The sequence below is a fragment of the Corynebacterium genitalium ATCC 33030 genome, from assembly GCF_000143825.1.
In the GTDB taxonomy this organism is placed as follows: Bacteria; Actinomycetota; Actinomycetes; order Mycobacteriales; family Mycobacteriaceae; genus Corynebacterium; species Corynebacterium genitalium.
This window is the reverse complement of record NZ_CM000961.1, coordinates 1811719-1837624: the sequence shown is the minus strand read 5'-3', so window position 1 is coordinate 1837624 and position 25906 is coordinate 1811719. Positions and strand designations below refer to the sequence as shown.

The 25906-nt window shown below is 62.7% G+C and carries 22 protein-coding genes and 1 tRNA gene; 9 read left to right on the top strand and 14 right to left on the bottom strand.

Going from position 1 to position 25906, the window contains the following annotated elements:
• The first annotated feature begins 104 nt into the window (after positions 1–104).
• The 3 genes from HMPREF0291_RS08675 to HMPREF0291_RS08665 are packed head-to-tail and all read left to right on the top strand — an operon-like array spanning position 105 to position 2117.
• Positions 105–719, top strand: a complete 615-nt coding sequence (locus HMPREF0291_RS08675) for a YdhK family protein (RefSeq protein ID WP_040424482.1) — start codon at positions 105–107, stop codon at positions 717–719.
• 7 nt (positions 720–726) lie between these two features.
• Positions 727–1233, top strand: coding sequence for an O-acetyl-ADP-ribose deacetylase (locus tag HMPREF0291_RS08670; RefSeq protein ID WP_005290340.1), 507 nt, complete (start codon positions 727–729; stop codon positions 1231–1233).
• A 2-nt stretch (positions 1234–1235) separates the two neighbouring features.
• Positions 1236–2117: an EamA family transporter gene (locus HMPREF0291_RS08665; RefSeq protein ID WP_005290338.1), complete on the top strand. Its 882-nt coding sequence runs from the start codon at positions 1236–1238 to the stop codon at positions 2115–2117.
• A gap of 5 nt (positions 2118–2122) precedes the next feature.
• Here the strand turns inward: HMPREF0291_RS08665 and HMPREF0291_RS11850 are convergent, their stop codons facing one another.
• Positions 2123–2272 carry a hypothetical protein gene (locus HMPREF0291_RS11850; protein WP_156774834.1) on the bottom strand — a complete coding sequence of 50 codons (150 nt, stop codon included), beginning with the start codon at positions 2270–2272 and terminating at the stop codon, positions 2123–2125.
• A 139-nt stretch (positions 2273–2411) separates the two neighbouring features.
• Here HMPREF0291_RS11850 and HMPREF0291_RS08655 point away from each other — a divergent pair, with 139 nt between their 5' ends.
• Positions 2412–2900 carry a GNAT family N-acetyltransferase gene (locus HMPREF0291_RS08655; protein ID WP_005290334.1) on the top strand — a complete coding sequence of 163 codons (489 nt, stop codon included), beginning with the start codon at positions 2412–2414 and terminating at the stop codon, positions 2898–2900.
• Between the two features lie 194 nt (positions 2901–3094).
• Here the strand turns inward: HMPREF0291_RS08655 and HMPREF0291_RS08650 are convergent.
• Positions 3095–3171: transfer RNA gene (locus tag HMPREF0291_RS08650), tRNA-Leu, on the bottom strand.
• 71 nt (positions 3172–3242) lie between these two features.
• Entirely contained in the window at positions 3243–3782 is a 540-nt protein-coding gene (locus tag HMPREF0291_RS08645; protein ID WP_040423742.1) for a hypothetical protein, read from the bottom strand.
• Positions 3783–3986: 204 nt separating this feature from the next.
• On the opposite strand from HMPREF0291_RS08645, the gene polA reads away from it, so the two are divergent.
• Entirely contained in the window at positions 3987–6650 is a 2664-nt protein-coding gene (gene polA / locus HMPREF0291_RS08640) for a DNA polymerase I (RefSeq protein WP_005290328.1), read from the top strand.
• Positions 6651–6724: 74 nt separating this feature from the next.
• Here polA and HMPREF0291_RS08635 read toward each other — a convergent pair whose 3' ends face one another.
• Positions 6725–8056, bottom strand: a complete 1332-nt coding sequence (locus HMPREF0291_RS08635; RefSeq protein ID WP_005290326.1) for a YkvI family membrane protein — start codon at positions 8054–8056, stop codon at positions 6725–6727.
• Between the two features lie 359 nt (positions 8057–8415).
• Here HMPREF0291_RS08635 and rpsA point away from each other — a divergent pair, with 359 nt between their 5' ends.
• Complete coding sequence (gene rpsA, locus HMPREF0291_RS08630; protein ID WP_005290323.1) at positions 8416–9891, top strand: 30S ribosomal protein S1; 1476 nt, start codon at positions 8416–8418, stop codon at positions 9889–9891.
• 173 nt (positions 9892–10064) lie between these two features.
• On the top strand, positions 10065–10511 hold the full coding sequence (locus HMPREF0291_RS11985) for a hypothetical protein (protein ID WP_005290321.1): 447 nt from the start codon (positions 10065–10067) through the stop codon (positions 10509–10511).
• A gap of 61 nt (positions 10512–10572) precedes the next feature.
• On the opposite strand, the gene HMPREF0291_RS08620 is transcribed toward HMPREF0291_RS11985, so the two are convergent.
• From HMPREF0291_RS08620 to HMPREF0291_RS11350, 9 genes are all read right to left on the bottom strand, one after another.
• Complete coding sequence (locus HMPREF0291_RS08620; RefSeq protein ID WP_005290319.1) at positions 10573–11697, bottom strand: trimeric intracellular cation channel family protein; 1125 nt, start codon at positions 11695–11697, stop codon at positions 10573–10575.
• 82 nt (positions 11698–11779) lie between these two features.
• Positions 11780–12133, bottom strand: coding sequence for a DUF4259 domain-containing protein (locus HMPREF0291_RS08615; RefSeq protein WP_005290317.1), 354 nt, complete (start codon positions 12131–12133; stop codon positions 11780–11782).
• A gap of 76 nt (positions 12134–12209) precedes the next feature.
• Entirely contained in the window at positions 12210–12803 is a 594-nt protein-coding gene (gene coaE, locus HMPREF0291_RS08610; RefSeq protein ID WP_005290316.1) for a dephospho-CoA kinase, read from the bottom strand.
• 55 nt (positions 12804–12858) lie between these two features.
• The gene (locus HMPREF0291_RS08605; protein ID WP_050748814.1) at positions 12859–14661 is read right to left on the bottom strand and encodes a choline/carnitine O-acyltransferase; all 1803 of its coding nucleotides are present in this window, start codon (positions 14659–14661) and stop codon (positions 12859–12861) included.
• Positions 14662–14725: 64 nt separating this feature from the next.
• Positions 14726–16471 carry an ABC transporter ATP-binding protein gene (locus tag HMPREF0291_RS08600; protein WP_005290314.1) on the bottom strand — a complete coding sequence of 582 codons (1746 nt, stop codon included), beginning with the start codon at positions 16469–16471 and terminating at the stop codon, positions 14726–14728.
• On the bottom strand, positions 16468–17580 hold the full coding sequence (locus tag HMPREF0291_RS08595) for an ABC transporter permease (protein ID WP_005290313.1): 1113 nt from the start codon (positions 17578–17580) through the stop codon (positions 16468–16470). Before HMPREF0291_RS08595 ends, HMPREF0291_RS08600 begins: the two co-directional genes overlap by 4 nt.
• Positions 17580–18527: an ABC transporter permease gene (locus tag HMPREF0291_RS08590; protein WP_005290312.1), complete on the bottom strand. Its 948-nt coding sequence runs from the start codon at positions 18525–18527 to the stop codon at positions 17580–17582. Before HMPREF0291_RS08590 ends, HMPREF0291_RS08595 begins: the two co-directional genes overlap by 1 nt.
• A 3-nt stretch (positions 18528–18530) precedes the next feature.
• Positions 18531–20087, bottom strand: a complete 1557-nt coding sequence (locus tag HMPREF0291_RS08585; RefSeq protein ID WP_005290311.1) for an ABC transporter substrate-binding protein — start codon at positions 20085–20087, stop codon at positions 18531–18533.
• Between the two features lie 2 nt (positions 20088–20089).
• Positions 20090–20935, bottom strand: a complete 846-nt coding sequence (locus HMPREF0291_RS11350; protein WP_005290310.1) for a TetR family transcriptional regulator C-terminal domain-containing protein — start codon at positions 20933–20935, stop codon at positions 20090–20092.
• 120 nt (positions 20936–21055) lie between these two features.
• On the opposite strand from HMPREF0291_RS11350, the gene uvrB reads away from it, so the two are divergent.
• The gene (uvrB, locus tag HMPREF0291_RS08575; RefSeq protein ID WP_005290309.1) at positions 21056–23170 is read left to right on the top strand and encodes an excinuclease ABC subunit UvrB; all 2115 of its coding nucleotides are present in this window, start codon (positions 21056–21058) and stop codon (positions 23168–23170) included.
• A gap of 8 nt (positions 23171–23178) precedes the next feature.
• The gene (locus tag HMPREF0291_RS08570) at positions 23179–23622 is read left to right on the top strand and encodes a universal stress protein (protein WP_040424470.1); all 444 of its coding nucleotides are present in this window, start codon (positions 23179–23181) and stop codon (positions 23620–23622) included.
• A gap of 10 nt (positions 23623–23632) precedes the next feature.
• Here the strand turns inward: HMPREF0291_RS08570 and HMPREF0291_RS08565 are convergent, their stop codons facing one another.
• Complete coding sequence (locus HMPREF0291_RS08565; RefSeq protein ID WP_005290307.1) at positions 23633–25864, bottom strand: HelD family protein; 2232 nt, start codon at positions 25862–25864, stop codon at positions 23633–23635.
• Between the last annotated feature and the right edge of the window lie 42 nt (positions 25865–25906).

The following is a 25906-nucleotide window of genomic DNA, read 5'->3' as shown; positions in this document are numbered from 1 at the left end:
AAGGTGAAGCCGAGCATGAAGATGATTGTGACGAACGGAACGAGCACGAAGCGCATGTAGAATGGCCAAGTTACCGTCCGTCTATGCAGAATGAGGTACACATCATGACCACACGCAAGACCATGGCAATCGCAACCGTTGCAGTGACGGGTTTGTTCGCTGCTACGGCGTGCTCCTCCGAGAACACTGAGGTGCCTCAGACCCCTGAGACCACAGTCCAGGAGGAGACGAGCGCGGAACAGAACCACGAGCACGGAGACGACGCCAGCGGCCACGAGGGTCACGAGCACGCCGAAGACGGAGGCCCCGCCCCGGAAGGCATGACTGAGGCTGCTGACCCGACTTACCCCGTTGGTACGGAAGTCATTCTCGCCGCGGACCACATGCCCGGCATGGATGGTGCGAAGGCCACCATCGTCGGCGCTTTCGATGGCACGTACACCTACGCCATCTCCTACGACCCGACCGACGGGGGCGAGCGTGTGACCAACCACAAGTGGGTTGTCCAGCAGGAGCTCGAGGATGCTGGCGAGGAGCGCTTGGCCGACGGCACCGAGAAAGTTGTCACCGCCGAGCACATGAAGGGCATGAAGGGTGCGACAGCCACGATCGACAGCTCTACCGATGAGACTGTCTACATGGTCGACGTTGAGGCTGACGGTATGACCATGAAGAACCACAAGTGGGTCGTCGAGAGCGAGATCAAACCCGCGAACTAGCAGAGTCATGAAACTCACTGTCATTCGCGGAGACATCACGCGAGAGCTTGTCGACGCTATCGTCAACGCCGCCAACTCTTCCCTCCTCGGGGGAGGTGGGGTCGACGGGGCGATCCACCGTGCTGGCGGCCCGGAGATCCTCGCTGCCTGCAAGAAGGTCCGTGCGGAGCAGTACCCCGACGGGCTACCCACCGGTGACGCTGTAGCGACTACCGCGGGCGACCTTTCTGCCACATGGGTCATTCACACTGTCGGTCCAGTGTACGGTCGCGGCACGCGTCAAGAACTCGTATCGTGTTACCGCCGCTCCATGGAGGTAGCAGGCGAGATCGGTGCCCGCACTATTGCCTTCCCGCTGGTGAGCGCGGGTGTTTACGGTTGGCCGCTTGACGACGCCGCTGGCTGCGCCATCGAAGGCGTTACCGAGTCCGGCGTCGAAATGGACGAGGTGCGCTTTGTCGCCTTTTCACCGGAGACTGAGGAAGCGTTGCAGAAAGCTCTCGGCGGCCGGTAACAATGCCTGCTAGTGCACAAGAGGGCAGCGCCGTATCGCCGCTGCGCCCAGTGATCCTCATCCTCATCGGATCGTTGGGGAACCAATCATCGTCCGTCATTTCCTCGACGTTGTTTGCTCAGCTTGGCACGGTGGCTGTGTCGACGCTTCGTCTTGCCCTCTCTGCGGCGTTCCTGTTCGTCATCTTCCGGCCAAGGCTCACCAAGCTCAGCCGCGAACGATGGATCAATGCCGTCATCTACGGTGCGGCCATGGCGGCAATGAACCAATTCTTCTTTGCTGCGGTCGCCCGTATCCCGTTGGGCGTCGCGGTCACATTGGACTTCCTCGGGCCGTGCTTAGTGTCGTTTTTTGGGATCAAGTTCTGGCAGGGCAGGGTATGGGCTCTCGTGGCGTTTGCAGGGATCGTGCTCATCACGGGCCCTTCCTCAGGTCTGGACCCGCTCGGGATCACATTCGGTCTCATTGGGGGAGGCTTCTTTGCTGCCTACACTGTGTTCGCTGAACGCGTTGGAAAAACCGAAGGCGGGCTTGGGGACTTAGCAATCTCCGTAGCAGTCGCCGCGATTCTCACCTTCCCACTGGTTGCGCCGTCGCTTGGAAACGTCGATAAGCGCGCATGGCTGATCCTCACCATTGCCGCAGTTGTGGGAGTGGTCATTCCGTACATTGCGGACACATTGGCGGCGAAGTTCTCCTCGGCACAGGTCGTCGGCACGCTTTTTGCTCTTGATCCTGTGCTTGGTTCTCTGCTCGGATGGCTCTTCGCCGGTGACCAACTCACCGCGCGCATGGTCATCGGCATTGCGATGGTGACCGTTGCGGGCGCGGCCATTACCTGGCAGTCGGCTCCGAAGAACGAGACAAAGCCCGAGCCTTTCTAATCGGTCTACAGCCTCATCAGGCCGGCGGAAAACTTTTCCCGAAAGCCATCGGGGGCGGAAACGCGCTGGCCTGGAAAACCGCCGGACCGGAACACGCGGTTGAGATAGTCGACGAAGGGCTCGTGGATGGGTTCTGCGTGCGCGTCCTCGTTCACGAATGTGCCTTCAACCGTGGGAGCGGGAAGTTCGAAACCGTACGGTGCCCCTCCGGAAATATTCGCTTGGTGCAGGCTATCTGGCGCCACGGACAGGTCATGCGGCAAGACTAAGGCCCCGCGCAGTAGAAAGAGAACCATGATCGACGCAGTATTCCGGCCGCTGTCAGACGGCGACCGCGTATTACTGGGGCAGGCCACGCTCGGGAACGTGAATTGGAACGGTGATCGTTTCACCCTTGATCAGGTCAGGGAGACCGAAGCGTTAGCTCATTGCCTCGAGTTTGATCCTGAGCGCGGGGACATCGGGATTGTAGCGGAGAGGGATGGTCGGGCTGTGGGCGTCGCGTGGGTGTTTTTCCTGCCAGCTGAGAACCCGGGGTTCGGGTACGTTGATGCGGATATCCCCGAGTTGAGCCTGTGGGTTCATCCCAATGCGCGCGGCCAAGGGCTTGGCCGTCAGCTTCTGCGGGAGCTTCTTGACGCTTCCTCGCAGCGAGCAATCGATGCGGTCAGCTTGTCCGTTGAAGAGGGAAATTTTGCCCGGCAGCTCTACCTCTCGGAGGGGTTTAAGGACGTCCCCGGATCCGGAGTTAACGGCGTCATGGTACGCCAACTCCGCCGCTAGGGTCTTGGTTCTAAACCCGGGGGTTGTTGTTCTTGCCGATGGCGATGCCCAAGACGATTCCGACGATTAGGGCGATAACAGCAACGATAATGGTGATTAAAGAGAAACCAAACACAGCTTTTCCTTTCCTAGACGGGTGACTTAGGTCACAATACCCCCGTTACGCCAAACCGGCAGGAAATCGGAGAAAGTAGTGGTGCCCCAGGTGAGACTCGAACTCACACTGGACGGGTTTTGAATCCGTTGCCTCTGCCAATTGGGCTACTGGGGCTTGCTGAATAAGAATAGCGCAGCGTGTTTCACGGACGAAATGAGGTCTAGACCAGCAAGAAAGCTGCGCCTTTAGTCGGGGTCTTCGTCGATGTCGTTGACTGCGGAGACAAATGCCTCAGCGCCTTCCCGCTCGAGGGCATCAAGAGCTTCCTGGAGAAGGGTTTGACGGTGAGACCCACCCAGCCTGTTGGCTTTGTTGATCACTTCCGGGGTGATGCGGTCAAGCCCGGGGTCTAACAAGGAAAGCGGAATACTCCCGACCTCGTATGGCGCGTCAGGAGGAATCCTCTTGTGCAGGACGTACATCACTACGAAAATCAGCGCTGGAGCGATGAGAAAAACCCAAAGCATGAGAAGTGCGGGGTCCCGGGGCTCACTGAAGAGGTAACCGATCAGTCCCAGCAGCGCGAAGGGGATGAGCATGCTCGCGAGACACCCGGCGCACCCTAACCAGATGTAGATCGTCCTGATCCGTTCGATCGTTGGGGTTGTTGGAGACGCTGTCGTTGTCACCACCATGGCCGAAGAATCGGGCGCTAGTTCGATCGAGATGCTTTTGTTCTTCGATGGCGGCAAGTCCGGGTATGGCCATACGTTTCGCGTCTCCAAGCGTTGCTCCTTTCTCCGTCATGGGTGAAACGCGCGCATCGGGCTGGAAGTTCGAGCAAGTGGCAAAACTAGAAGACTGCTGGAGGAGATAAACCAAAGACGATGCTTTTGACCTGCAGGTTTACGTGAGCGGTATTCCGGAAACCGGCCAGTAGTATTCCGGGCGCGGGGAGGTGTCCGGGCCACTCGGTAAAGTGGTGCCTTGTGACTGCGAACAAGAAACGCCTTTTGCTTATCGACGGCCACTCCATGGCCTTCCGCGCCTTCTACGCCTTGCCGGCCGAGAACTTCTCCACCTCCGGCGGGCAGAACACGAACGCGGTGTATGGCTTTCTGTCCATGTTCGCGAACATCCTCTCCGAGGAGCAGCCGACGCATGCTGCCGTCGCCTTCGACGTGGGGCGCAAGACCTTCCGCACAGAGAAATTCCCGGAGTACAAAGCCCAGCGCGAAGCCGCCCCGGAGGAATTCAAGGGGCAAGTTCCGATCATCCAGGATGTGCTGGGCAGCTTGGGCATCGTCACGTTGACAAAAGACAACTACGAGGCCGACGACATCTTGGCCACACTGACCACGCAAGCGCAGGATGAATACGAGGTGGTCATTGTCACCGGCGACCGCGACTACATCCAGCTGGTCAACGACGACGTCACCGTTTTGTATCCGACCCGCGGTGTATCCACCCTGACCCGTTTCACCCCGGAGGAAGTGGAGAACAAATACGGTCTCACACCGGCCCAGTACCCGGATTTCGCGGCGTTGCGTGGCGACCCCTCGGACAACCTGCCTAACATCCCGGGCGTGGGGGAGAAGACCGCCACCAAGTGGATCGTGGAAAACGGGGACTTGGAGGCCCTTATCGCCAACGCCGACTCCATTAAGGGCAAAGCTGGCGATGCTTTTCGTGAGCGTATCGAGCAGGTCAAGCTCAACCGCGAACTGACCCAGATGGTCACCGATCTCGTACTGCCTGTCGGCCCGGATGATCTGGAGCTCAAACCGGCAGATGTCGGTGCAGTGGCGAAGGATTTCGATGATCTCGAGTTCGGCGTCAACCTCCGCGAGCGCGTTTTGGCAGCTGTGCCGACGGACGGCAGTGCGCCGGAGCCGGAGACCGTTCAGCTCAGCGAGGTCACGGTGGACGACGGCCCGCTTGACGAGTGGTTGTCCGCACATAAGGGCCAGGGTCTCGCCGTGTTCGTCACGGGTCATGGGGCGCCGGCGGCGGGGGATGCTGTGGCGGTGGGAATCGTCGACAAGCAGCGGCACGCTGTGAGCAAGCAGCTAGCGGAATTAAGCCCGGGGGAGGAGTCCGCGTTGCAGACGTGGCTCGAGTCGGCCGCACCGAAGTACCTGCACAGCGCGAAGGAGACGTTCCACATGCTGCGCGGCCGCGGGATCACTTTGCGCGGCATTGCGCACGACACAGCGATTGCGGCGTACCTGCTGCGCCCTGGCCAGCGTACGTATGATCTCGGCGACGTGTACCAGCGTCACCTGCAACGCCAGCTCACTACGGGCAGCGACCAGCTGAGCCTGCTTGATGAGGACACAACGCTTGTGGACTCGGCCGCGGCGATCCTGGAGCTCGCGGAAAAGCTCACCGAGGACTTGCGCGCGATCAATTCTTACGAGCTGTACGCCGATCTCGAATTGCCGCTAGTGACCATCCTCGCTGAGATGGAGGACACCGGAATCGCCGTCGACATGGACGTCCTCGAAGAGCAGCTGAAAGAGATCGCGCAGAAAGTCACCGACGCCGAAGACACAGCACGTTCGCTTGTCGACGAACCCGACCTGAACCTCTCGTCCCCCAAGCAGCTCTCCGTCGTCCTCTTCGACAAACTCGAGCTGCCCAAGACGAAGAAGACCAAGACCGGCTATTCCACCGCCGCCAAGGAGATCGAGACGCTCGCCGCAAAGAACCCGCACCCGTTCTTGGATCAGCTACTCGCGCACCGCGAATGGCAGAAGCTCAAGTCCACCATTGAAGGCCTGATCAAGACCGTCCACGACGACGGCCGCATCCACACCACCTTCAACCAGACTGTCGCATCCACTGGGCGCCTCAGCTCCACCGAGCCGAATCTGCAGAACATCCCCGTGCGCACCGAGGCCGGCCGCCGCATCCGCTCCGCCTTCACCGTGGGTGACGGCTACGAATGCCTCCTCACTGCGGACTACTCCCAGATCGAGATGCGCGTCATGGCGCACCTGTCCGAAGATCCCGGCCTCATCGAGGCGTACAAGGAAGGGGAGGACCTGCACAACTTCGTCGGCTCCCGCGTCTTCGACGTGCCCATCGACGACGTCACCCCCGAGCTGCGCCGCCGCGTCAAAGCCATGAGCTACGGCCTCGTCTACGGCTTGAGCGCATATGGCCTGTCCAACCAGCTGGGTATCCCCGCCGGCGAAGCGAAGAAAATCATGGAGTCCTACTTCCAGCGCTTCGGCGGCGTGAAACGCTACCTCGACGAGGTTGTTGAACAAGCCCGCCGCGACGGCTACACATCCACCGTCTTCGGCCGCCGCCGCTACCTGCCGGAGCTCACCTCCGACAACCGTGTCGCGCGCGAAAACGCAGAACGCGCCGCCCTCAATGCTCCCATTCAGGGCACCGCGGCCGACATCATCAAGGTCGCCATGATCCGCGTCGACGCCGCGCTTAACGACGCCTCCCGCGACCAACCTTTCCAATCCCGCGTCCTCCTCCAAGTCCACGACGAACTCGTCGTCGAAATCGCCCCCGGCGAGCTCGAGCAGGTTCAAGCGATCGTCGAGGAGGAAATGGACCGCGCCATCACACTGCGCGTCCCGCTGGAAGTCTCCGCCGGAACCGGCACCAACTGGGACGAAGCAGCACATTAGCCCGGGGCCGGCGCTTGTTCCGCGCGGCACCCGGGCTAATAGGGAAGGCAGGGGGGAGGCCCCTCTAGATTTTCCTAGATCTTCGTGGAGCCGGAACCCGTGCTGGAATCGGCGGCCGCGTCAGAGCCCTCGCTGTCTGTACCGTCTGCACTGTCTGCGTCTTTGGTGTCTTCATCGTTTTCGTCCTCGACCTCGGACTGGAGGGCTTTCTGGAATTCTTCGTCATCAAGCATAGATTCCTCAGCCAGCTCGTCGAGCGACATGTCCGCGAACTCGCTGTCCGGGTCGAGATTCTCCTCGTCGGTCACCAGATCGACAGCGGCAGTGCGCAGCTCGCCCTCGCGGTCCAGGCGGTCACGGTAACGGAAGTACTGGTAGACCAACACCGCGATCACGAACAGGCCCAAGTAACCCAGGATCGGGTACAGGTTGGCCACCAGTGGCTTGAAGCCGATGAACGACAGCACGAAGCCGACCAGGCAGGCGCCGACGTAAACCTTGTAGAAGTTGTCCGGGTTGTTGCGCGTCACGCGCTTCGCCAGCGCGTAGATCATGCCCAGGCACGTGTTGAACACCATGAGGAAGATGACCCACGTCATGACCTGGCCGAGTGCTGGGTTGATGTTGAACAGCACGGTCAACAGCGGCAGATCGTCGCCGTTGATCTCCTTGGCCTCCATGAACAGCGTGACAACGAGCAGAGCCAGCATCGCCGCGTACAGGAAGCCCGCGACTATCCCGCCAATGCGGACCGACTTGTTGTCGAAGTTGTCGCCGCCGATCACAATCGCCATGGACACCGTGCACAGCGCGTTCAAGCCTGTGTGGTTCAGCGCGCCCAGCCACCACGTGGGAGCGCCCGTCGCGCCCTCCACATTCTGCTGCGCCCATTCGCTTTGCGACGCAAAGTCCACGCTCGTATGCGTGAACGTCCAAATCGACGCGATCAGGACGAAAATGATGAGCAGTGGAGTGACTAGCCCCAGAACCACTGAGATCTTGTCCACATCCAGCCGGCCCACCAGCAGCATGATGACCAGCATGGCCACACCGCCGACATAGATCGGCCAACCGTATGCTTGCTCAAGGTTCGAACCGGCACCGGCGAACATCACGAAGCCCACACTGAACATGCAGGCGATCGCCGACCAGTCCATGATCTTCGATGAAAGCCCGTCCGAGACTTCGCCGAACACACGCGTGTGCTCGTTCGCCTGGAAATAGGAACCGAAAGCGAGGAAGGCCACCGCGGCAAAAGCCATGACCACACCGGCCAGGACAATGCCCCACATGCCCATCTCGCCGTACGAGACGAAGTACTGGAACGCCTCCATGCCGGAAGCGAAACCGGCGCCCACAACGACGCCGATGAAAGCGAAGCCGATACCGATACCGCGCTTCAACATAAAAACACCACCTATATGCCCTGCGGGCACTATCAAATTTGGTTGACTGTCTAAGGATAAAGAGATTGGTGTGAAAATGGTGAATTCGCGCCACAGATTTCTTCACCACTCGCCCGGAAAGTGACCTGCGACGCGCGAGATCAAAGTTTGCTCGAGCTGGGCAAATGAACTAATCTCGGCAAGGCGTATCTACGCTGCCCGCGTGGCCCCGGTCGTAATAGGAGGGCCGCCCACGGCGGGAGCGAGATCGAAATCCCAGCGTGACCGGCCTCTCTTGGGGCGTCGATAAGCTGCTTTTTCGAGAGATGCGCTCATGTCCAACCGCTATCTCCTATCCATATTCGGAGCAACTAACACATATGCCCACTTCTACTACCCCGCAGGTTGCCATCAACGACATTGGCAGCTCTGAGGAATTTCTTGCCGCAGTTGACGCCACCATCAAGTACTTCAACGATGGTGACATTGTCACCGGCACCGTGGTCAAGGTCGACCACGACGAGGTTCTCCTTGACATCGGTTACAAGACCGAAGGTGTCATCCTGAGCCGTGAGCTCTCCATCAAGCACGACATCGACCCGGATGAGGTCGTTCAGATCGGCGATGAGATCGACGCTCTGGTCCTGACCAAGGAGGACAAGGAAGGCCGTCTTCTTCTGTCCAAGAAGCGTGCACAGTACGAGCGCGCTTGGGGCACCATTGAGGAGCTGCAGAAGAACGACCAGCCTGTCACCGGTACCGTCATCGAGGTGGTCAAGGGTGGCCTGATTCTCGACATCGGTCTGCGCGGCTTCCTGCCCGCATCCCTCGTTGAAATGCGCCGCGTCCGCGACCTGGACCCCTACATCGGCCAGGAACTCGAAGCGAAGATCATCGAGCTGGACAAGCACCGCAACAACGTCGTTCTCTCCCGCCGCGCTTACCTGGAGGAGACCCAGTCCGCGGTCCGCTCCGACTTCCTCCACCAGCTGGAGAAGGGCCAGGTCCGCAAGGGTGTCGTGTCCTCCATCGTCAACTTCGGCGCCTTTGTCGATCTCGGCGGTGTTGACGGCCTGGTCCACGTGTCCGAGCTGTCCTGGAAGCACATCGACCACCCGTCCGAGGTTGTCACCGTCGGCGACGAGGTCACTGTCGAGGTGCTCGACGTCGATCTCGACCGCGAGCGCGTCTCCCTGTCGCTGAAGGCGACCCAAGAAGATCCGTGGCGCGTCTTCGCCCGCACCCACGCTGTGGGCCAGATCGTTCCGGGCAAGGTCACCAAGCTCGTTCCGTTCGGCGCATTCGTCCGCGTCGAAGAGGGCATCGAGGGCCTGGTTCACATCTCCGAGCTGGCACAGCGCCACGTCGAGGTGCCGGATCAGGTCGTCGAGGTGGGCCAGGAGGTCATGGTCAAGGTCATCGACATCGACCTGGAACGCCGCCGCATCTCCCTGTCTCTCAAACAGGCAGACGAGGACTACATCGAGGAGTTCGACCCGTCCCGCTACGGCATGGCCGACTCTTACGACGAGCAGGGCAACTACATCTTCCCGGAGGGCTTCGACCCGGAGACCAACGAGTGGATGGAAGGCTACGACGAGCAGCGTCAGGAGTGGGAGGCCCGCTACGCCGAGGCTGCCCGCCTGCACGAGGCTCACACTGCTCAGATCGAGCGCAACCGCGCCGCTGCAGCCGAGGCTGAGGAATCCGGCGAGGCAGCAGCTCCGTCCAACTACAGCTCCACCGGCGATGCTGCAGCTCCGGCAGCTCCGTCCGCTGGTGAGGCTGAGCAGGGTGGCTCGCTTGCCTCCGACGAGCAGCTCGCGGCTCTGCGCGAGAAGCTCGCAGGCAACTAACGCCTAGCATTTGTGGCCCGCACTCCGGTGCGGGCCTTTTTGCATGCTTATCGACGCCTTCCCCGCAACCCCTCCCTTGCGTCCCTGTGGATAAGTCTGGTTGTGGGGTGGGTTATCCACAGATTTTTGGTGGTTTTCTTATCGAGGGTGCCTTTTTGCTTAGCGTGTGTGCCATGAGCGATTTTGACGCGTTTCTTGGTTCTCTTGGCAGTCCGATGGGTGCCCTGGCTGGTTTCGACCGTCAGGCTGCTTGTGCTGCCGGTGTCAAGCCTGCCATCTATATCGAGTGGGAGAAGGCTCACGAGGTCTATTTCGGGAAAACTCGCTCTACTCGCAAGCAGGCGCAGGCGGTGCGTGTTGCGCGTCAGACGGGCAAGTCGTTGGATCAGATTCTGTTCATCGAGCAACACGTCAAAGCCGCCGGCTCCGAACGCGAAAAATGGAACTTGGCGGTGTTGTGTAGGTATCACAACCGGACCAACGACGACGGCCCCCACCGGAACCATCGGGGTCGAATACGGATGCGCGGCGGGACCCCGGTGTGGGTCTCACCGCGCGGAACACCGGTACCGAACACCACACACCAGTTTGGTGCGATGCACCTCCTGTTCGGGAAATAGCGAAACAGCCGAAGAGCACACACCGGGGCGAAGCATGCCCTGCGGCCGAAGAGGCGCGCGCCTAGGCGTCCCGATTTTTGTATCGTTCCGCGAGGCGTTCGATGAGTTCATCGGTGAGCTTGGCGTCGGACAAAATGATGTCCAGCATGTCCGCATGCATTGCTTCGGTCTCGGCGGGGTCGGGTTCCGTCGTTTCCCCGTCGTAGGAGTCGCCGGCGAGGTCGACACCGATGCCCTCGAAGAGGTTCTCGTCTTCAGTGGGGGTCTCGACTCCAGCGGCGGCAAGTGTTTCAGCATCGATGGCGGGGAACTGGTTGGTGAATTCGGTGAGAAACTCGTCGGCGTCGCTGCGGGCCTCGGCTGGGTGCTTACCCTTGCGGATCTCCGCCTCGATGCGCCGCTGCAAGGCTTTCTCCATCTGGCGGTGGCGCCAGGCACGCACGCTTTTGGGCTCCAGTCCGCGGGCTACGGCGCGGGAGCGGTCTTCGGCCTTCCGGGCAAGCGACGCCACTTGCGTTGCTGTGGCAGTCACGGTGGCGTTTACCGGCGCGAAGTCCGGATCTTGGCTGACCCGCCAGTTGCCGTAGTAACCGAAGAGGAACAGCGTGAAACTCGCGACCGGTCCCAGCACCATCGATATGGCCAGGTAGCCGGTGGCGTTACCGATCAACACGATCACCGCGCAGGCCACCGCCGGAATCACGGCTGGCTGGTTCCCGCCGAACACGGCTGGCTCGCGACCGGTGACGACGTCGCGGATCATGCTGCCGCCAGTGGCGGTGAACACACCCATCATGATGGTGGGCAGAAGCGGTAGCCCGTACTGGATGGCCTTGGACGCACCGGTGGCGGCCCACAACGCAGAAACGAGGGCGTCGCCGTGCGACTGGAGGAACTCCCACGCACGGCCCTTGAAGTATGTGAACCGGGAGATCAGCGCGCCGGTGAACGCCAGGATCAGGTATTCAGGCTGGCTCATGGCGGCGACGGTGCCTTGGTTGATGAGGACGTCGCGAAGCATGCCGCCGCCCAGCGCCGAAAGCATGGCGATGAACAGAAACCCCACGATGTCATAACCGAGCTGGCGCGCAAGGGTGCCGCCGATGATCCCCATCAGGAGAACGCCGGAGACGTCCATCCATTGGTAGATAGAGCTGATGAGCGGGTCGACCTGGTCCACGGACATACCTGGTGATTGTAGAGCTAGCCCCACTAAAAGGCATGTCAGGTGCGCTGACGGCTCCGGGGCATAGAACCCAACCTGGCAGTTACGCGACGTATTTCTTTGTCTCGGCGAGCCAGGTATCCAGTTCGCCGGCATTTTCCCACAGGTCGTAGAGCTCGGAGCTACCCGGCCGCAGGGCCTGGCTAGCGCGACGCCGAATCCAGCGGCGGTCGTCGAGGGTGAACGGGAAGTGAAGCGCGGGTGCGAGAGCTTTGGAGGGCACGTACCCGTTCAGCACGGCGGCTAAAGCGATGACGGATTCAGCTTCGTCGGTGCCGAGCGGTCCGCGGCCGCAGTCGAAACGGAACTGGTCCATGCAGAAGGAGCCGTCAGCAAGCGCTGCGACGGCGTCCACTGCCGGGTCGTTGTCGAACGGCCCGATGTCCCACGTTCCCATGGCCGGTCACCTTAGGCAACGTAGGTGAATGGGACGTAGCGTGGCCTTGAACGTTGTTCGACTAATGGGCGAAACTTCAGGCCCTCAGGCGCGCGATCAGCTGGTCGACCTGCGGTTTAAGAGCGTCCAGGTCGCCGTTGTTGTCGATGAGGACGTCGGCGGCGGCGTTGCGGGTGGCGTCGTCAAGCTGCTGCGCGATGCGGGCGCGGGCGTCGGCTTCGTCGAGGCCGCGCGCCGTGACGAGCCGCCGCACGCGTTCCTCGGCGTCGACGTCGACGACGACAGTGAGGTCCATGTCGCGGTGCATGCCGAGGTCGACGAGCAACGGCATGTCGTACACGACGGCCGGTTCGCCGGCAGCTTCCGCCTCCGCGAACCGGCGCTCGGACTCCGTACGGATCGCCGGGTGGGTGATCGAGTTCAACTTTTCAGTTGCCCGCTTATCGACGAACGCCCTTCCTGCCAATGTCCCCCTATCCAGCGTCCCGTCCTCACGGATGATGTCCGCGCCGAATTCCGCCGCGACGCGGTCGAGGACGGGTGAGCCCGGTTCCATGATCTCCCGGGCGATCTGGTCGGCGTCGACCACCGCGAAGCCTTCCTCTTCGAGCATCTTCGCCACAGTGGATTTGCCGCTGCCGATTCCGCCGGTGAGTCCGATCTTTTTCATGTGCTTCCGCCTTCCCGTTGGCTGGCTTGTTAGATACTCGTTTAGTCGATGTCGCTTAGCGGATCTCGCCGCAGAAGTCCCAGAACATTGCCGCGGCTGCGACGAGATTCGCGCGGAATTTCGCAGGCTGCTCAGCGGTGCTGGTGTTCCAGGAGACGCAGAATTCGGCGTCGTTAGGAAGCGGGGTATACGAGATGCCGAAGCCTTCCGGCAGGGTCGGCGCGAAGCAGTAGCGCACGATCTGGTTAGCGCCGCCGATGGAGGTCGTGGACAGGAAATCGCGACGTGCGGCCGTGGCGGCGAGGTCGGTGAAGAAAACGTCGGAGTCGTCGATGCTGGCCATCATCTGGATGTGGCGGTCGAATCCATTGCCGGACTTGCAGCGCTTCACCCAGCCGCGGTGGGCGTCGAGGGCGGAGGTGAGGTCGTGGGGGGTGGCGGTGCCGTCGATAAGCTTTTCTGCGAACAAGACCGCTTCGGGCGTGGCGGCGCGCAGGCACTCGGTGCGGCCGGCGCGGAATTCGCGCATATCGACGGCCTCATACACCGCGCGCACGTGCCCGTACGTGAGCTGCTGGGCGATGTGCATGGTGATCTGTGCCGACGCGTCGCGGCTGATCTTGAACGGCGGCTCCGCCGGGATGGTGTGAGGGACCGTGATGATGTCCGCCGCCAGCTTCCCGGCAGCTTTCCGGACATCGTCCAGTTGCGCGGAAATCGTCTGCTGTGTCGCGTCGTCGAGGTCCCACGCGAGCTCTTCCGGTTCGGCGCTTGCGTCGGCCGAGTCGGCCGCGTCGGTCGTGTCGGTCGCGTCGGTCAGCTCCGCATCCTGCATGCGGCTGATCGCGGTAACGAGGGTCGCGCCGTCCTGGCACGAGTGCTCGACATGCACGGCAGCCCAGTCGCTGTTCAGGCTGATTTGGTAGCTCAATGGCTTGTATACCCAGGCGCCGCGCGGGGCGAAGGTGGCCTCGCGGATGCGCTCGGTGTCGCTTGTCGCGGGGGCGTCGGCTGCGGCGTCCTGGATGTCAATAGTGAACAGCATGTCGCTGAGGCGCTCGTAGGTGGCGCGGTTGCTGCCCTTGTCGAGGATCATCGGCAGAAGGTCGGCGAGAATGCCGGAGCCGAGCAGCGACGGGGCGTTGAAGTCCTGGGCGGCCTCGCCAGGTTGCGCCGCGAGTTCCAGCACCGTGGCGAGACTGTCGCGCAGGGCACCGGCGGACAGGGGAGCGCCTTCGGCGTTACTGACAGGTAGCGCGAAAAGTCGGCCGTCGACGAACACGCCGATCTCGCGGTTCGCGGCGCCGAGCTGTGTCGCGATGATCCCGTCTTCCCCCTCCTCCGGATGCCTGATACCGCCTGCGTAGACGAACCACTGGTTCATGGTAATGCGGTTGCCACGGGCATCGACATCCTCGGGCAGGGCGTCAGCTGCAGCGGCGAGGTGGACGGCAGCGGCACGGCGGATGAATTCGACGGCGCGGTCCAGGTCGGCAGGGTTGGTGGCCGCAGCACCGGCTGCGGTAGGGCCACCGGACGCAGGGAAGGCGATCTGGAACCCCACATTTGACGCCAGGGTCAAGGGGGAGCGGGTGGAGAGGTAGGAGGAATACCATTCGTCGTTAAGCCAATTGGTGCCCGCTGCTTCGCGCTGGGCCGCGCGTTCCCGCAGCTGCGCGTCGAGGCGTGGACCGGCTCCCGTGCGGAAGCTTTCGACGACCTCCCGCGCATGCTCCAGTGCGCTGCCGTCGAGGACCGCTTCGAGGGCGTGGCTGTACGCGTCGAGCGTGCCGTCGAGCGGCGGGACGGGCAACGGCTTGAGGTCTGTCGTTGCGGGGTGGGAAGTGGGGTGTGCCACGGCGTTGTCCTCCTGTTTTCGCCTGCGGATATACACACCTCACACTACCCACGGGGCGCAGTGGCTAGAGCGACGGGATATTCGTTAGCAAGCTGCGCGTGTAGTCGTGGAGCGGGTTGTCGAGAACGTCGTCGACAGGACCGTCGTCGACGATGACGCCCTTGTTGAGCACAGCGACGCGTGTGGCGATGTGCCGGGCGAGCGCGATGTTGTGCGTGACAAACAGCAGCGATAGGCCACGCTCGTAGCGGAGTTCGGCGAGCAGCTGCAGGATCGACGCCTGGACTGACACGTCGAGGGCCGAGGTGATCTCGTCGCACACGAGGACCGACGGCGCGTTGACGAGCGCGCGGCCGATCGCGGCGCGTTGGCGCTCGCCGCCGGACAGGTCGCCGGGACGGCGGTCGTAGAAGCTGCGGTCGAGCTGCACGGCTTCGAGGGTCTCCTCGACGATGGCGCGTTGCTCGTCGCGGGACAGTTCGCCCGCCATGATAAGCGGCACGCTCATCGATTCACCGATGGTGCGCCGCGGGTTCAGCGATGAAAACGGCGATTGGAAGATGTACTGCACGTCCTTGCGGTGCTCGAGGGTGCGGTCGCGGCTGGAGTGCGCGAGTTCTTTGCCGCGCAGCAGCACGTCGCCGGTGTAGCCGGGGTTGAGGCCGGCGATCGAGCGGGCGAGGGTGGTCTTGCCGGAGCCGGATTCGCCGAGGAGTAGCGTGGATTCGCCGGCTTCGATGGCGAGGTTGATGCCGTGCAGGACCTTGTTGTCGCCGTACGCCATTTCGAGATCGCGGACTTGGAGAAGCGGCGTTTCAGCGGACGCTGCGGGGTCGCCGTGGACCTCGGCCCAGGAGTTGGTCCAGCGGTCGTTGCCCGCGATGTCCTTGTCACCTTCCAGGTCGGGGATGGCGCCGAGGAGCTTGCGGGTGTAGGCGTGCTTCGGGTTATACAGGACGGCGTTGTAGGGGCCTTCCTCGACGATGTCGCCGCGGAGCATGACGATGACGCGGTCGACGAGCTCGCCGACGACAGCCAGGTCGTGGGTGATGTAGAGCGAGGCGACGTCGTTCTTCATCGTCATGGTGCGGATCGTTTTCAGGACATGGTTCTGGGTGGTCACGTCGAGGCCGGTGGTCGGCTCGTCGAGGATGAGCACGTCGGGGTACATGGCGAACGCCATGGCGATGCCGACGCGCTGCTGCTGCCCTCCGGAGAGCTGGTGCGGCCAGCGTGCCAGGTATTCGTCGGTGTCGGGCAGATCGACATCGCGCATGACTTCGCGGACGCGTTCGGCGCGCTCGGACGAGCTGGAGCCGTACCCGTGGATGTCGAGGACCTCGCGGATCTGGTCGCCGATGCGCATCGCCGGGTTGAGGCTGAGCGCGGGGTCCTGCGGGATATAGGCAACGCGGGAGCCGCGCATGTCGCGCACGTCGTCTTCGCTAAGCGTAAGGACATCGGTGGTTTTGTCGTCGCGGGAGTAGAGCGTGACGGATCCGTCTGTGATGGTCAGGCCGGTGCGCACGTGGCCGAGCGCTGCAAGTCCGGCGGTGGTCTTACCGGAACCGGATTCGCCGACGAGGCCGACAATTTCGCCGCGGTAGAGGTCGATGTCGACGCCGTGGAGGATCTCGGTGCCGCTGTAGGTCGCCATCCGCAGGTCGCGGATGCGCAGCACGAGCGTGTCGTCGTTGCGTACAGGGGGTACGTAGTCGCCTTCGCCGCCAGTCGAGGACCACAGCGAGTCTCTTCCGCTTATCGACGACTTCTTCGGCCCCTTGCCGTCCGCATTAATCGAGGTGGTCATGCGTTCTCCTTCGGGGCAGCCTGGGTGGTGCGGCTGCGGGTGTCTTCGTTGATGATGGGGGCGACCTTGTCCTGGCGGTCGCTCGGGATAGTGGTGCCGGTGCGCTTGATGGGGGTGGCGGTGGAGGCGGTGGCGCGGGCGGTGGCGTCGGCAAGCATGTTGGTGCCGATGGTGAGCACCGCAATGGCGATGACCGGCAGAACCACGCCCCACGGCTGGATGGACAACGCGATGCGGTTCTCATTGATCATCAGGCCCCAGTCAGCGGCCGGCGGCTGGATGCCCAGGCCCAGGAAGGACAGGGACGCAATGGAACCGATGGAGTAGGTCAGGCGCAGCCCGGCCTCGACGGACAGCGGGCCGGTGATATTCGGCAGGATCTCTTGGGTGAGGATCTTCCAGTGCGGCACCGAGTACATCTGGGCGGCGCGGATGTAGTCCTCGTTGGTGACCGACTGGGTGGCCGAGCGCGCCACGCGGGCGATGCGCGGTGCGTGGGTCAGGCCGATGACGAGCACTAGGACGGTCGCGGAGGGGCCGAAAATCACGATGGCGAGCATCGCGAAGATCAGCTGCGGGAAGGCCAGGAGGACATCGTTGATGCGCATGATCACAGCGTCGGTTGCACCGCCGGTGTAGCCGGCGATCATGCCGAGCACCGTGCCGACGACCATGCCCAGCACCGTCGCCAAAAACGCCGTGATGAGCAGGATCAGTCCGCCGCCGATGAAGCGGGAGGCGACGGAGCGGCCGAGGTTGTCGGTGCCGAAGACGCCGTCGGAGGTGAACGGGAGGCCGAGGAACTCGGTGGTGGAGTAACCGGTGAGCTGCTCGGTGAAGAAATAACCGATCAACGCGATCAGGAGCACTAGACCGGTGAGGATCATGCCGACCTTGCCCTCCGGCTGCGCCCAGATGCGCTTGAGCAGCGGGTCGGGTTTGGACAGGGAGGCTTTCAGCTCGTCGCCGGTCCTGACATCGCAGGGGGCGCCGGTAGCGCTGTTAGCGGCGCTGCTTTCGGTGTGCGCGGCAGCCGGCTCAGTCGCGGCGGCCTTGTCAGCCTTGAGCGACTCTACGGACTCGGCGCCAGTATTGTGCGGCTGGGTCATTAGTTGCTCCTTAGCTTGGGGTTGGCCATGATGCCGATGACATCGGCAAGCAGGTTGACAACGACGTAGACGGCGGCGATCAGGAGGGTGACCGCCTGCACGACCTGGACGTCTCGGTAGTTGACGGCGTCGATCATGGCGACGCCGAGGCCCGGGTAGCGGAACAGGTACTCGACCACGACAATGCCGCCGGCGAGCCATGCCAGCTGGATCGCGACGACCTGGGCGATGGGGCCGATAGCGTGGGGGAGCGCGTGGCGGAAGATGACGCGGCGCTCAGGCACGCCTTTGAGACGGGCCATTTCGACATAGCCCGAGTCGAGGGTCTCGATCATCGTGGCGCGGGTCATGCGAGCGATGTACGGGCTGACGACCAGCGCGAGGGTCAACGTCGGCAGCACGAGCTGCGACGGGTACGACCAGACAGAGGCGCCCGGCTGCGACATCGTCACCGCGGGCAGCACCTGAAAGACCGAGGTTGCGAAAACCGTGACCAGCAAAATACCGATGACGAATTCCGGCATCGCGGCGAGGATCAGGGTGACCCAAGTGATGGCCTGGTCGCGGCGGAAGCCACGCCACCACGCCGCATAGATGCCGACGAGAATGCCCAGCGGAATCGCGATCAACGCCGCCAAAACCATCAAGACCAAAGAGTTGACCAGCGGTTCACCGAGCAGCTCGGACACCGGGCCGCCGGTGGTGGTGGAGGTGCCGAAGTCGCCCGTCAACACGCCGCCGAGCCACAGGAAGTAGCGTTCGACGGGGTTTTTGTCCAGGTTCATTTCGGCTTGGAGCGCGGCGATGCGCTCCGGGGTAGCCTGCTGGCCCAGGATGGCGCGGGCGGGGTCGCCCGGCAGGAGCAGCGTGGCGCAGAAAATGATGACGGACACTGCCAAAAGAATGAAGATGCTCAAGCCGAGTCGGCGAGCGATGAGTTTGCCCATTGTCTAGGCCTCCGCAATCCACATGTCGTAGAACAACGCCTGGGACAGTGCAACGCCACTTGGGTGGGGGCGCGCTCCGACCACGTAGTTGTGGTACGCGTCCACCTGGTTGGGGAAGCCCCAGATGATGTATCCGCCGCGGTCGTAGAATTCGCGCTGGAGCTCCTTGATCTCCTTGCTGCGCTCGCGGTCGTCGACAATGCCGCGGGCGGCTTCGACGCGGGCGGTGAATTCGTCGTCGACCCAGTGCGTCTCGTTGAACGGTGCCTCCTCGGTGGCGCAACGGTTGACTTGCTCGAGGAAGTTTCGCGTGTAGTAGAAGGTCTGGGAGAAGGGATAGGACAGGTAGTTTCCGTCGGCCCAGAAGGTGGTGGAGTCGACTTGGTCGATCTTCACGCGGATTCCGGCGTCGCGGACCTGCTCCGTGAACACCTGCGCGGCGCGGACAGCGCCTGAGGCGATTTCGGAGGTGGCAAGGGTGACGTCGATGCCGTCGGGGTAGCCGGCGTCGGCAAGCAACTTCTTTGCTTCTTCGATGTTTTGCTCGCGCTGGGGGAATTCGTGCGGGTACGCCGGGTCGTAGAGGGCGAACATGTCGTTGCCGACCTGGCCCTCGCCGGAGAAGACTTGGTCGACCATGCCGGGGCGCGCGCAGGCCAGGCGCATGGCTTGGCGGACGCGCTCGTCATCGAAGGGCTCGTGGTCGACGCGCATGGTGAAGGGGAGCCACATGCCGGTTTCAGAACTGACGACGTGCATGCGCGGGTCAGACTCGATGACGCGGACCAGTGCGTGGTTGAGCGCCCCGATGCCGTCGACCTGGGAGGACAAAAGCGCGTTGAGCATCGCGTCCTCCTGGTAGAAGTCGACGACCTCGACGCGGTCCAGGTTGGCGGGGCCGAGGAAGTAATGCTCGTTGCGCTCCATGACAGTCTCACGGCCGGCGGAGAAGCTGACCAGCTTGAAAGGGCCGGCACCGATCGGATTCTCCGGGTCGTAGTCTTCAGGGACGATGCCCATCTGGTACTCGGCGAGCGCATCGGTCAAGGTCGCGTCGGGTCGCGACAACGAGATGGTCAGCGTGCGGTCGTCGACGACGTTCATGGCTTCGATGTGGGCGATGGACCCTGCGCCGTTCTTCGGGTCGTCCGGGTCGGCGACACGCTCGTAGGTGGCAATCACATCCTCAGGGCGCACCGGGCGGCCGTCGGAGAATTTCACGCCCTCACGCAGCCGAATGGTCCACTCGGTCGCGTCCCCATTCGGCTCGAGGCTCTCGGCGAGACGGTTTTCCAGCTCGTATTCGTAGCCGCGGCGTACGAGGGGCTCGTACAGATTGACCACGCGGGCGGCATCGCTGGCACTGGCGGGAATGTGCGCGTCGACGGTGTCGGCGGTGGAGCCGCCCACGAGTCCGACGCGCAGGGTGCCACCCTTGCGCGGCGGGCCCGACGTATCGATATTTTCAGCAGGCATCGTTGGCGAGCATGCCGCGAGGGCAGTCGCCGAACCAGCGACCGCCGCGGTGCCCAGCAACTGCCGGCGCGAAAGTTCAACCATGTTTATGTGTTCTCCTTCACGAAGACAGCGTCCGCTGTCATCCACGTATTCAGATATGCCGTCACAGCGTCCGCCGCGTCCGTTGCCGACAGTGCGCCGATGAGCATTTGCACACCGAGACCGTCGATCGTCGCCGTGACAGCGCTCATCATGTCCTCGGGTGCGGAGGCGGTGAATTGGCCGGAGGCCATCCCTTCGAGCACGATGGCGCGCAGCTGCTGGTCCCAGCGGCTGTACGCCACGGCAGTCGCCTCCTTCGCATCCGCGAATATCGGCGACGACGCCCAGAATTGAGCCCACGTCGTCCACTCCCGGGTGGCTTCCGCGGAACCGTCGAGCTGCACGTGCGCAAAGCGCACCAAACGTCGTGCAGGATCGCTTATCGACGTCACCGCCTCCCGTCTTCCCGCCGCCTGCTCCGAACACAAGTCGAGAGTGGCGAGGAAGATGTCGTTTTTCGAGTGGAAGTAGTAGTGGACAGCTGAGCTGGACATTCCTGCTTCCCGGGCGATGTCGGCCACCTTGACCGCCTCGTAGCCGTTCGACGTGAACAGCGGCCATGCGGCCGCGGCGATTGCGCGGCGCCGGGCGGCCCAATCTGCTTCGCGCGGGCGGGCGGCCGGTGCGTGGCCGGTGGCCGTTGTGGACAGCGGCCTCAGACTGTCCACGGTGACGCCGGTGATCTCCGCCAAACGCTGCAGCTCGGTGGCGCTGAAGCGCCGTACGCCTGAGAGCGACTTGGACAGTTTGCTGGCGTCGATCCCCAAATGGGTGGCCACATCCGCGTGCCTCAAACCCGCCGCGGTGATCGCGGCGCGAGCTGCAGTGTTCGGATGTGTCTGGGCCATGGGCACAACCTTATGTGCAGCTGAGAGGCAATCGCAACAATTTGACTTAGGCGCGAAGGGAATCGCAACTGGCGCGGGGCGTCGATTAGCGAATCGCGGAACTGACCTAGACTGGTGTGCATGGCTTTTGCTGCTGAGCACCCCGTTTTATCGCACTCCGAATTCCGCCCCGTGGGAGAAGTGGAGCGCTCCGAGAAGCTCTTCGAGGTCGAATCTGAATTCGAGCCGTCCGGCGACCAACCGACCGCGATCGCAGAGCTGGACCGTAGGCTGCGGGCGGGGGAGCCGGACGTGGTGCTCATGGGTGCCACCGGTACCGGTAAATCGGCGACGGCGGCCTGGCTCATCGAGCAACAGCAGCGGCCCACGCTCGTGATGGCGCCGAACAAGACGCTCGCCGCCCAGCTGGCCACGGAGCTGCGCGCACTGCTCCCGAACAACGCCGTCGAGTACTTCGTGTCGTACTACGACTACTACCAACCGGAGGCGTACATCGCGCAGACGGACACCTACATTGAGAAGGATTCGTCGATCAACGACGATGTCGAACGCCTCCGCCACTCTGCGACATCGGCCCTGTTGTCCCGCCGCGATGTGGTGGTGGTGTCTTCGGTGTCCTGCATCTATGGCCTGGGTACGCCGCAGTCCTACTTGGACCGTTCTTTGCTTCTTCGGGTCGGGGAAGAAGTGGAGCGCGACCGGTTCTTGCGTTTGCTTGTCGACGTCCAGTACGAACGCAACGACGTGGACTTCAAGCGCGGGACATTCCGCGTGAAAGGCGACACGGTGGACATCATCCCTGCCTACGAGGAAGTTGCCGTGCGCGTGGAGTTCTTCGGTGACGAAGTCGATTCGCTCTACTACATTCACCCGCTCACCGGTGACGTTCTGCAGCAGCGCGAGGAGCTGCGCATCTTCCCGGCAACGCACTACGTTGCCACCGAGGACCGGATGGAGAAAGCAATTGAGGCGATCAAGCTGGAACTCGCCGACCGTCTCGAAGAGCTGGAAAACCGCGGGAAACTGCTCGAAGCGCAGCGTCTGCGCATGCGTACCGAATACGATCTCGAAATGATTCAGCAGGTCGGGTTCTGCACTGGCATTGAGAACTACTCGCGGCATATTGATGGCCGTGGTCCTGGATCCGCTCCCGCCACCCTCATCGACTACTTCCCGGAAGACTTCCTCACCATCATCGACGAGTCTCACGTCACCGTGCCCCAGATCGGCGGCATGTACGAGGGCGACATGTCGCGTAAGCGCAACCTCGTCGAGTTCGGCTTCCGTCTGCCGTCCGCGGTGGACAACCGTCCGCTGACGTTCGACGAGTTCGAGGACCGTGTCGGCCAGACCGTGTACATGTCTGCGACCCCGGGCGACTACGAGCTGGAGGCCGCCGGTGGCGAGTTTGTTGAGCAGGTGATTCGCCCGACGGGCCTGGTCGACCCGAAGGTAACGGTCAAGCCCACCAAGGGCCAGATCGACGACCTGATCCACGAGATCCGCGAGCGAACTGAGAGGGATGAGCGCGTCCTGGTGACCACCTTGACCAAGCGCATGGCTGAGGATCTCACTGATTACTTCCTGGATAACGGCATCCAGGTCCGCTACCTGCACTCGGACATTGACACCTTGCAGCGTGTGGAGTTGCTGCGCCAGCTACGCCTCGGTGAGTTCGACGTGCTCGTGGGCATCAACCTGCTCCGCGAGGGCCTCGACCTGCCGGAGGTCTCTCTCGTGGCAATTCTTGACGCCGACAAAGAAGGCTTCCTGCGTTCGACGAAGTCGCTCATTCAGACGATTGGCCGCGCAGCCCGCAATGTCTCCGGCGAGGTCATCATGTACGCCGATGACATCACTGAGTCAATGCAGGAAGCCATCGACGAGACGGAGCGACGCCGCACCAAGCAGATCGCGTACAACAAAGAGCACGGCATCGATCCGCAACCGCTGCGCAAGAAGATTGCCGACATCCTCGACGAGGTTTACGAGCGCGCCGAGGACGATACGTATGGCGACGGTGCAAAGCGCGGCAGCAGCGGGGAAGAGGCGATGATCGAAGGCCGTGACACATCGTCGATGGCTTCGGACGAGATTGAGAAGCTCATCGCGGACCTGACAACGCAGATGACCGCAGCTGCTCGGGAGCTGAAATTCGAGCTCGCTGGCCGCCTGCGCGATGAGATTGCGGACTTGCGCAAGGAGCTACGCGGGGTCAAAGAAGCCGGTATATAGTGGCCACCATGAGCAAGAACTACAACACCGTTGTTGTTGGCACAGACGGGTCGAAGTCCTCGATGCTGGCTGTTGAGCGTGCCGCGGAACTCGCGGCTGCGTTCGATGCCACGCTGGTCATCGGTTGCGCCTACTACGAGTCAGAAGCAGATGTTTCCACTGCGCTGCGCCAGGACTCGAACACGATTCTGGGCGATGAGACCGCACGCGAGAATCTTGCCAAGGCCGCTGAGCACGCGTCAGCTACCGGTGTGAAGGACGTGCAGACCACCGTTCGCCCGGGTACCCCGGTCGAGGCGTTGATGAGCATCGTCAACGATTACTCTGCAGAGCTGCTCGTCGTGGGTAACCGCGGCATCAACTCTCTGACCGGCCGCCTGCTCGGTTCCGTGCCGGCTGACGTCGCGCGCCAGTCTGACTGCGACGTCATGATCGTCCACACCGTTTCTTAAGCGCCGGAGATCAGGAAACGGGGAGTTCCCCAATCACGGTCAGAGTCTGCGTCGCTCGCGTGACTGCGACGTAGAGGTCTTGCCAGCCTTGCGGTGAGGCATCCACGATCGCCGCTGGATTATCGACGATGACGTGGTCGAACTCCAACCCCTTCACCTCATCTACATTGTCTGCGGTGACTACCGCGACCATCCCGCCGTGGGCGGCGAATTCACACCTGACGTTCTCGGCGTTTGTGCCTTCAGGCAACCACCGGACCGAGTCGTGTTCGCTCACGCCGCCCGATTCGCGCACAGTAGCTGCAGGCGTCGCCTCTGGATCAATGACACGGAGGATTGTGTCGGCGACGCGCATGATGTCGCCAGGGGTGCGGTAGTTCACCGTGAGTTCATGGGAGCGGTAGCGCTGGCCGACGAACGGCTCGAGCGCGCTGTCCCACGTGTCCACGCCCGCCGGTGAGGAGGTCTGCGCAGTGTCACCCACCAGCGTCATCCACCGCGAGGGGCAGCGGCGGAACACCATCCGCCACTCCATTGCGGACAGCTCCTGGGCTTCGTCGACGATGACGTGCCCGTACGCCCAGGTCATATCCGCTTGTGCTCGCTGGGCGGTGGACCGGATGTCCGTCTCACGTTGGCGGCTGGCGAGCGCCTCAGCGTCGATGATGTCGTGCGCGGAAAGCACCTCAGCTTCAAACTCGTCGTCGGTATCGGTGTTTGCTGAGGATGCGAGGATGTCGAGTGCGTCTTCAGCGTCCGCGACAAGCTCCCGCCACCGCCGCTCGGCCTTCTCAGCCTCATCGCTGGGTGTGGGGATGCCGACGAGGGTGTACAGCTCGTCGATAAGCGCCGTGTCAGACGCCGTGAATGCGGTGCCGTCAGCGCGGTAGAGCGCGTCTTGGGTCAGCTCGTCGTAGTCGAAGGCTGCGGCGGCAATTGCCTCCCGGTCGCTGAGGAACTCGGCGAGCACCTCCACCGGATCAAGCTCAGGGAAGTGCTTATCGACGAGCTGAGCCACCTGCGGGTCATCCGCGAGATCATCATGAAGTTGATCGACATCCGCCTGGGACAGCAGGTTAGACCCGCCGAGGGGGTCTTCACCGATGCGCTTGGCCAGGGCCTCCGCAACCAGTTGCGTCAACGCTTCGGCGAAGAACGGGCGCGCTTCGTTGTGGGGTTTGCGCGAGCGACGGGCCCGTGTGCGGGCAGCGGTGATCATGGACGCAGTGGCGGCCAGATCAATGCCGTCGACGCGCAGCAGCTCGTCTTGCTCGGGAACTGTCTGATAGTTCCACACCGCCCGCTTGAGAATAGTGGCCATGTCCTGGGACCCCTTGACCTCGCGGGCGACAAGACTGTCAGTAGCGGCGGGGTCAAATCCTGGCACGAGCTGATCCACGGTGTTCAAGACGACACCGGTTTCACCCAGTTCCGGTAGAACCCGGGAGATGTAATCGAGGAAGGTGCGATTCGGCCCGACAATGAGGACACCAGTGCGCGCGAGCTGGTCCCGCCACGTGTACAGCAGGTAGGCAACGCGGTGCAGGGCGACCGCGGTCTTGCCCGTTCCCGGTCCACCAGAGACAACCAGGACTCCACGGGTCGAATCCCGGATGATCTGATCCTGCTCGCGCTGGATAGTTTCCACGATCGACTGCATGTGCCCGGTGCGCGGTGCGTTCATGGCACGGCGCAGAGCCGCTTCGCTGCTGACGTCACTTGTCGTGCCCGACGTTTCCCCAATGGTGTCAGCGTCATCCCAGCCGGAGAGCACTTCGTCATCCACCGCCGTCACGGAACGGCCGCGCATACGGATGTTGCGGCGCGTCTCCACGCCTTCGGGGTGGGCAGTTGTGGCCAAGTAGTAGGGCCGCGCCATCGGGGCGCGCCAGTCCAGCAAAAGAGTGCGGTAATCATCGGCGCGGTCGTCGATGGCCATACGGCCGATGTAGCGGCGGTCCACGTTCTCCCGGCCGTCGGCGGGATTCTCCGGGGAGTCATCCGCGACGTCGATCCGCCCAAAAACCAAGCCGGTTTCAGCGACGTTGAGATCATCCAGTTTCGCGTTCAGGCCGTGATACTCCGTCTCACGGCGAACCAAAGCATCCGCATCCGGGTTGTCTGGGTCCACGTCCAACGCCACAGCCTCAAGCCGTCGCTGGGCAGCCTGAACCTCCGCGTCGAGCCTGCCGAACAAAGCATCCGCGTAGTCCTGTTCCTGGGCGATCCTGGAATCTGTCACCGAGCGCCTAACCTTTCTCTTCCCACCGAAGGAGTGTGCCAG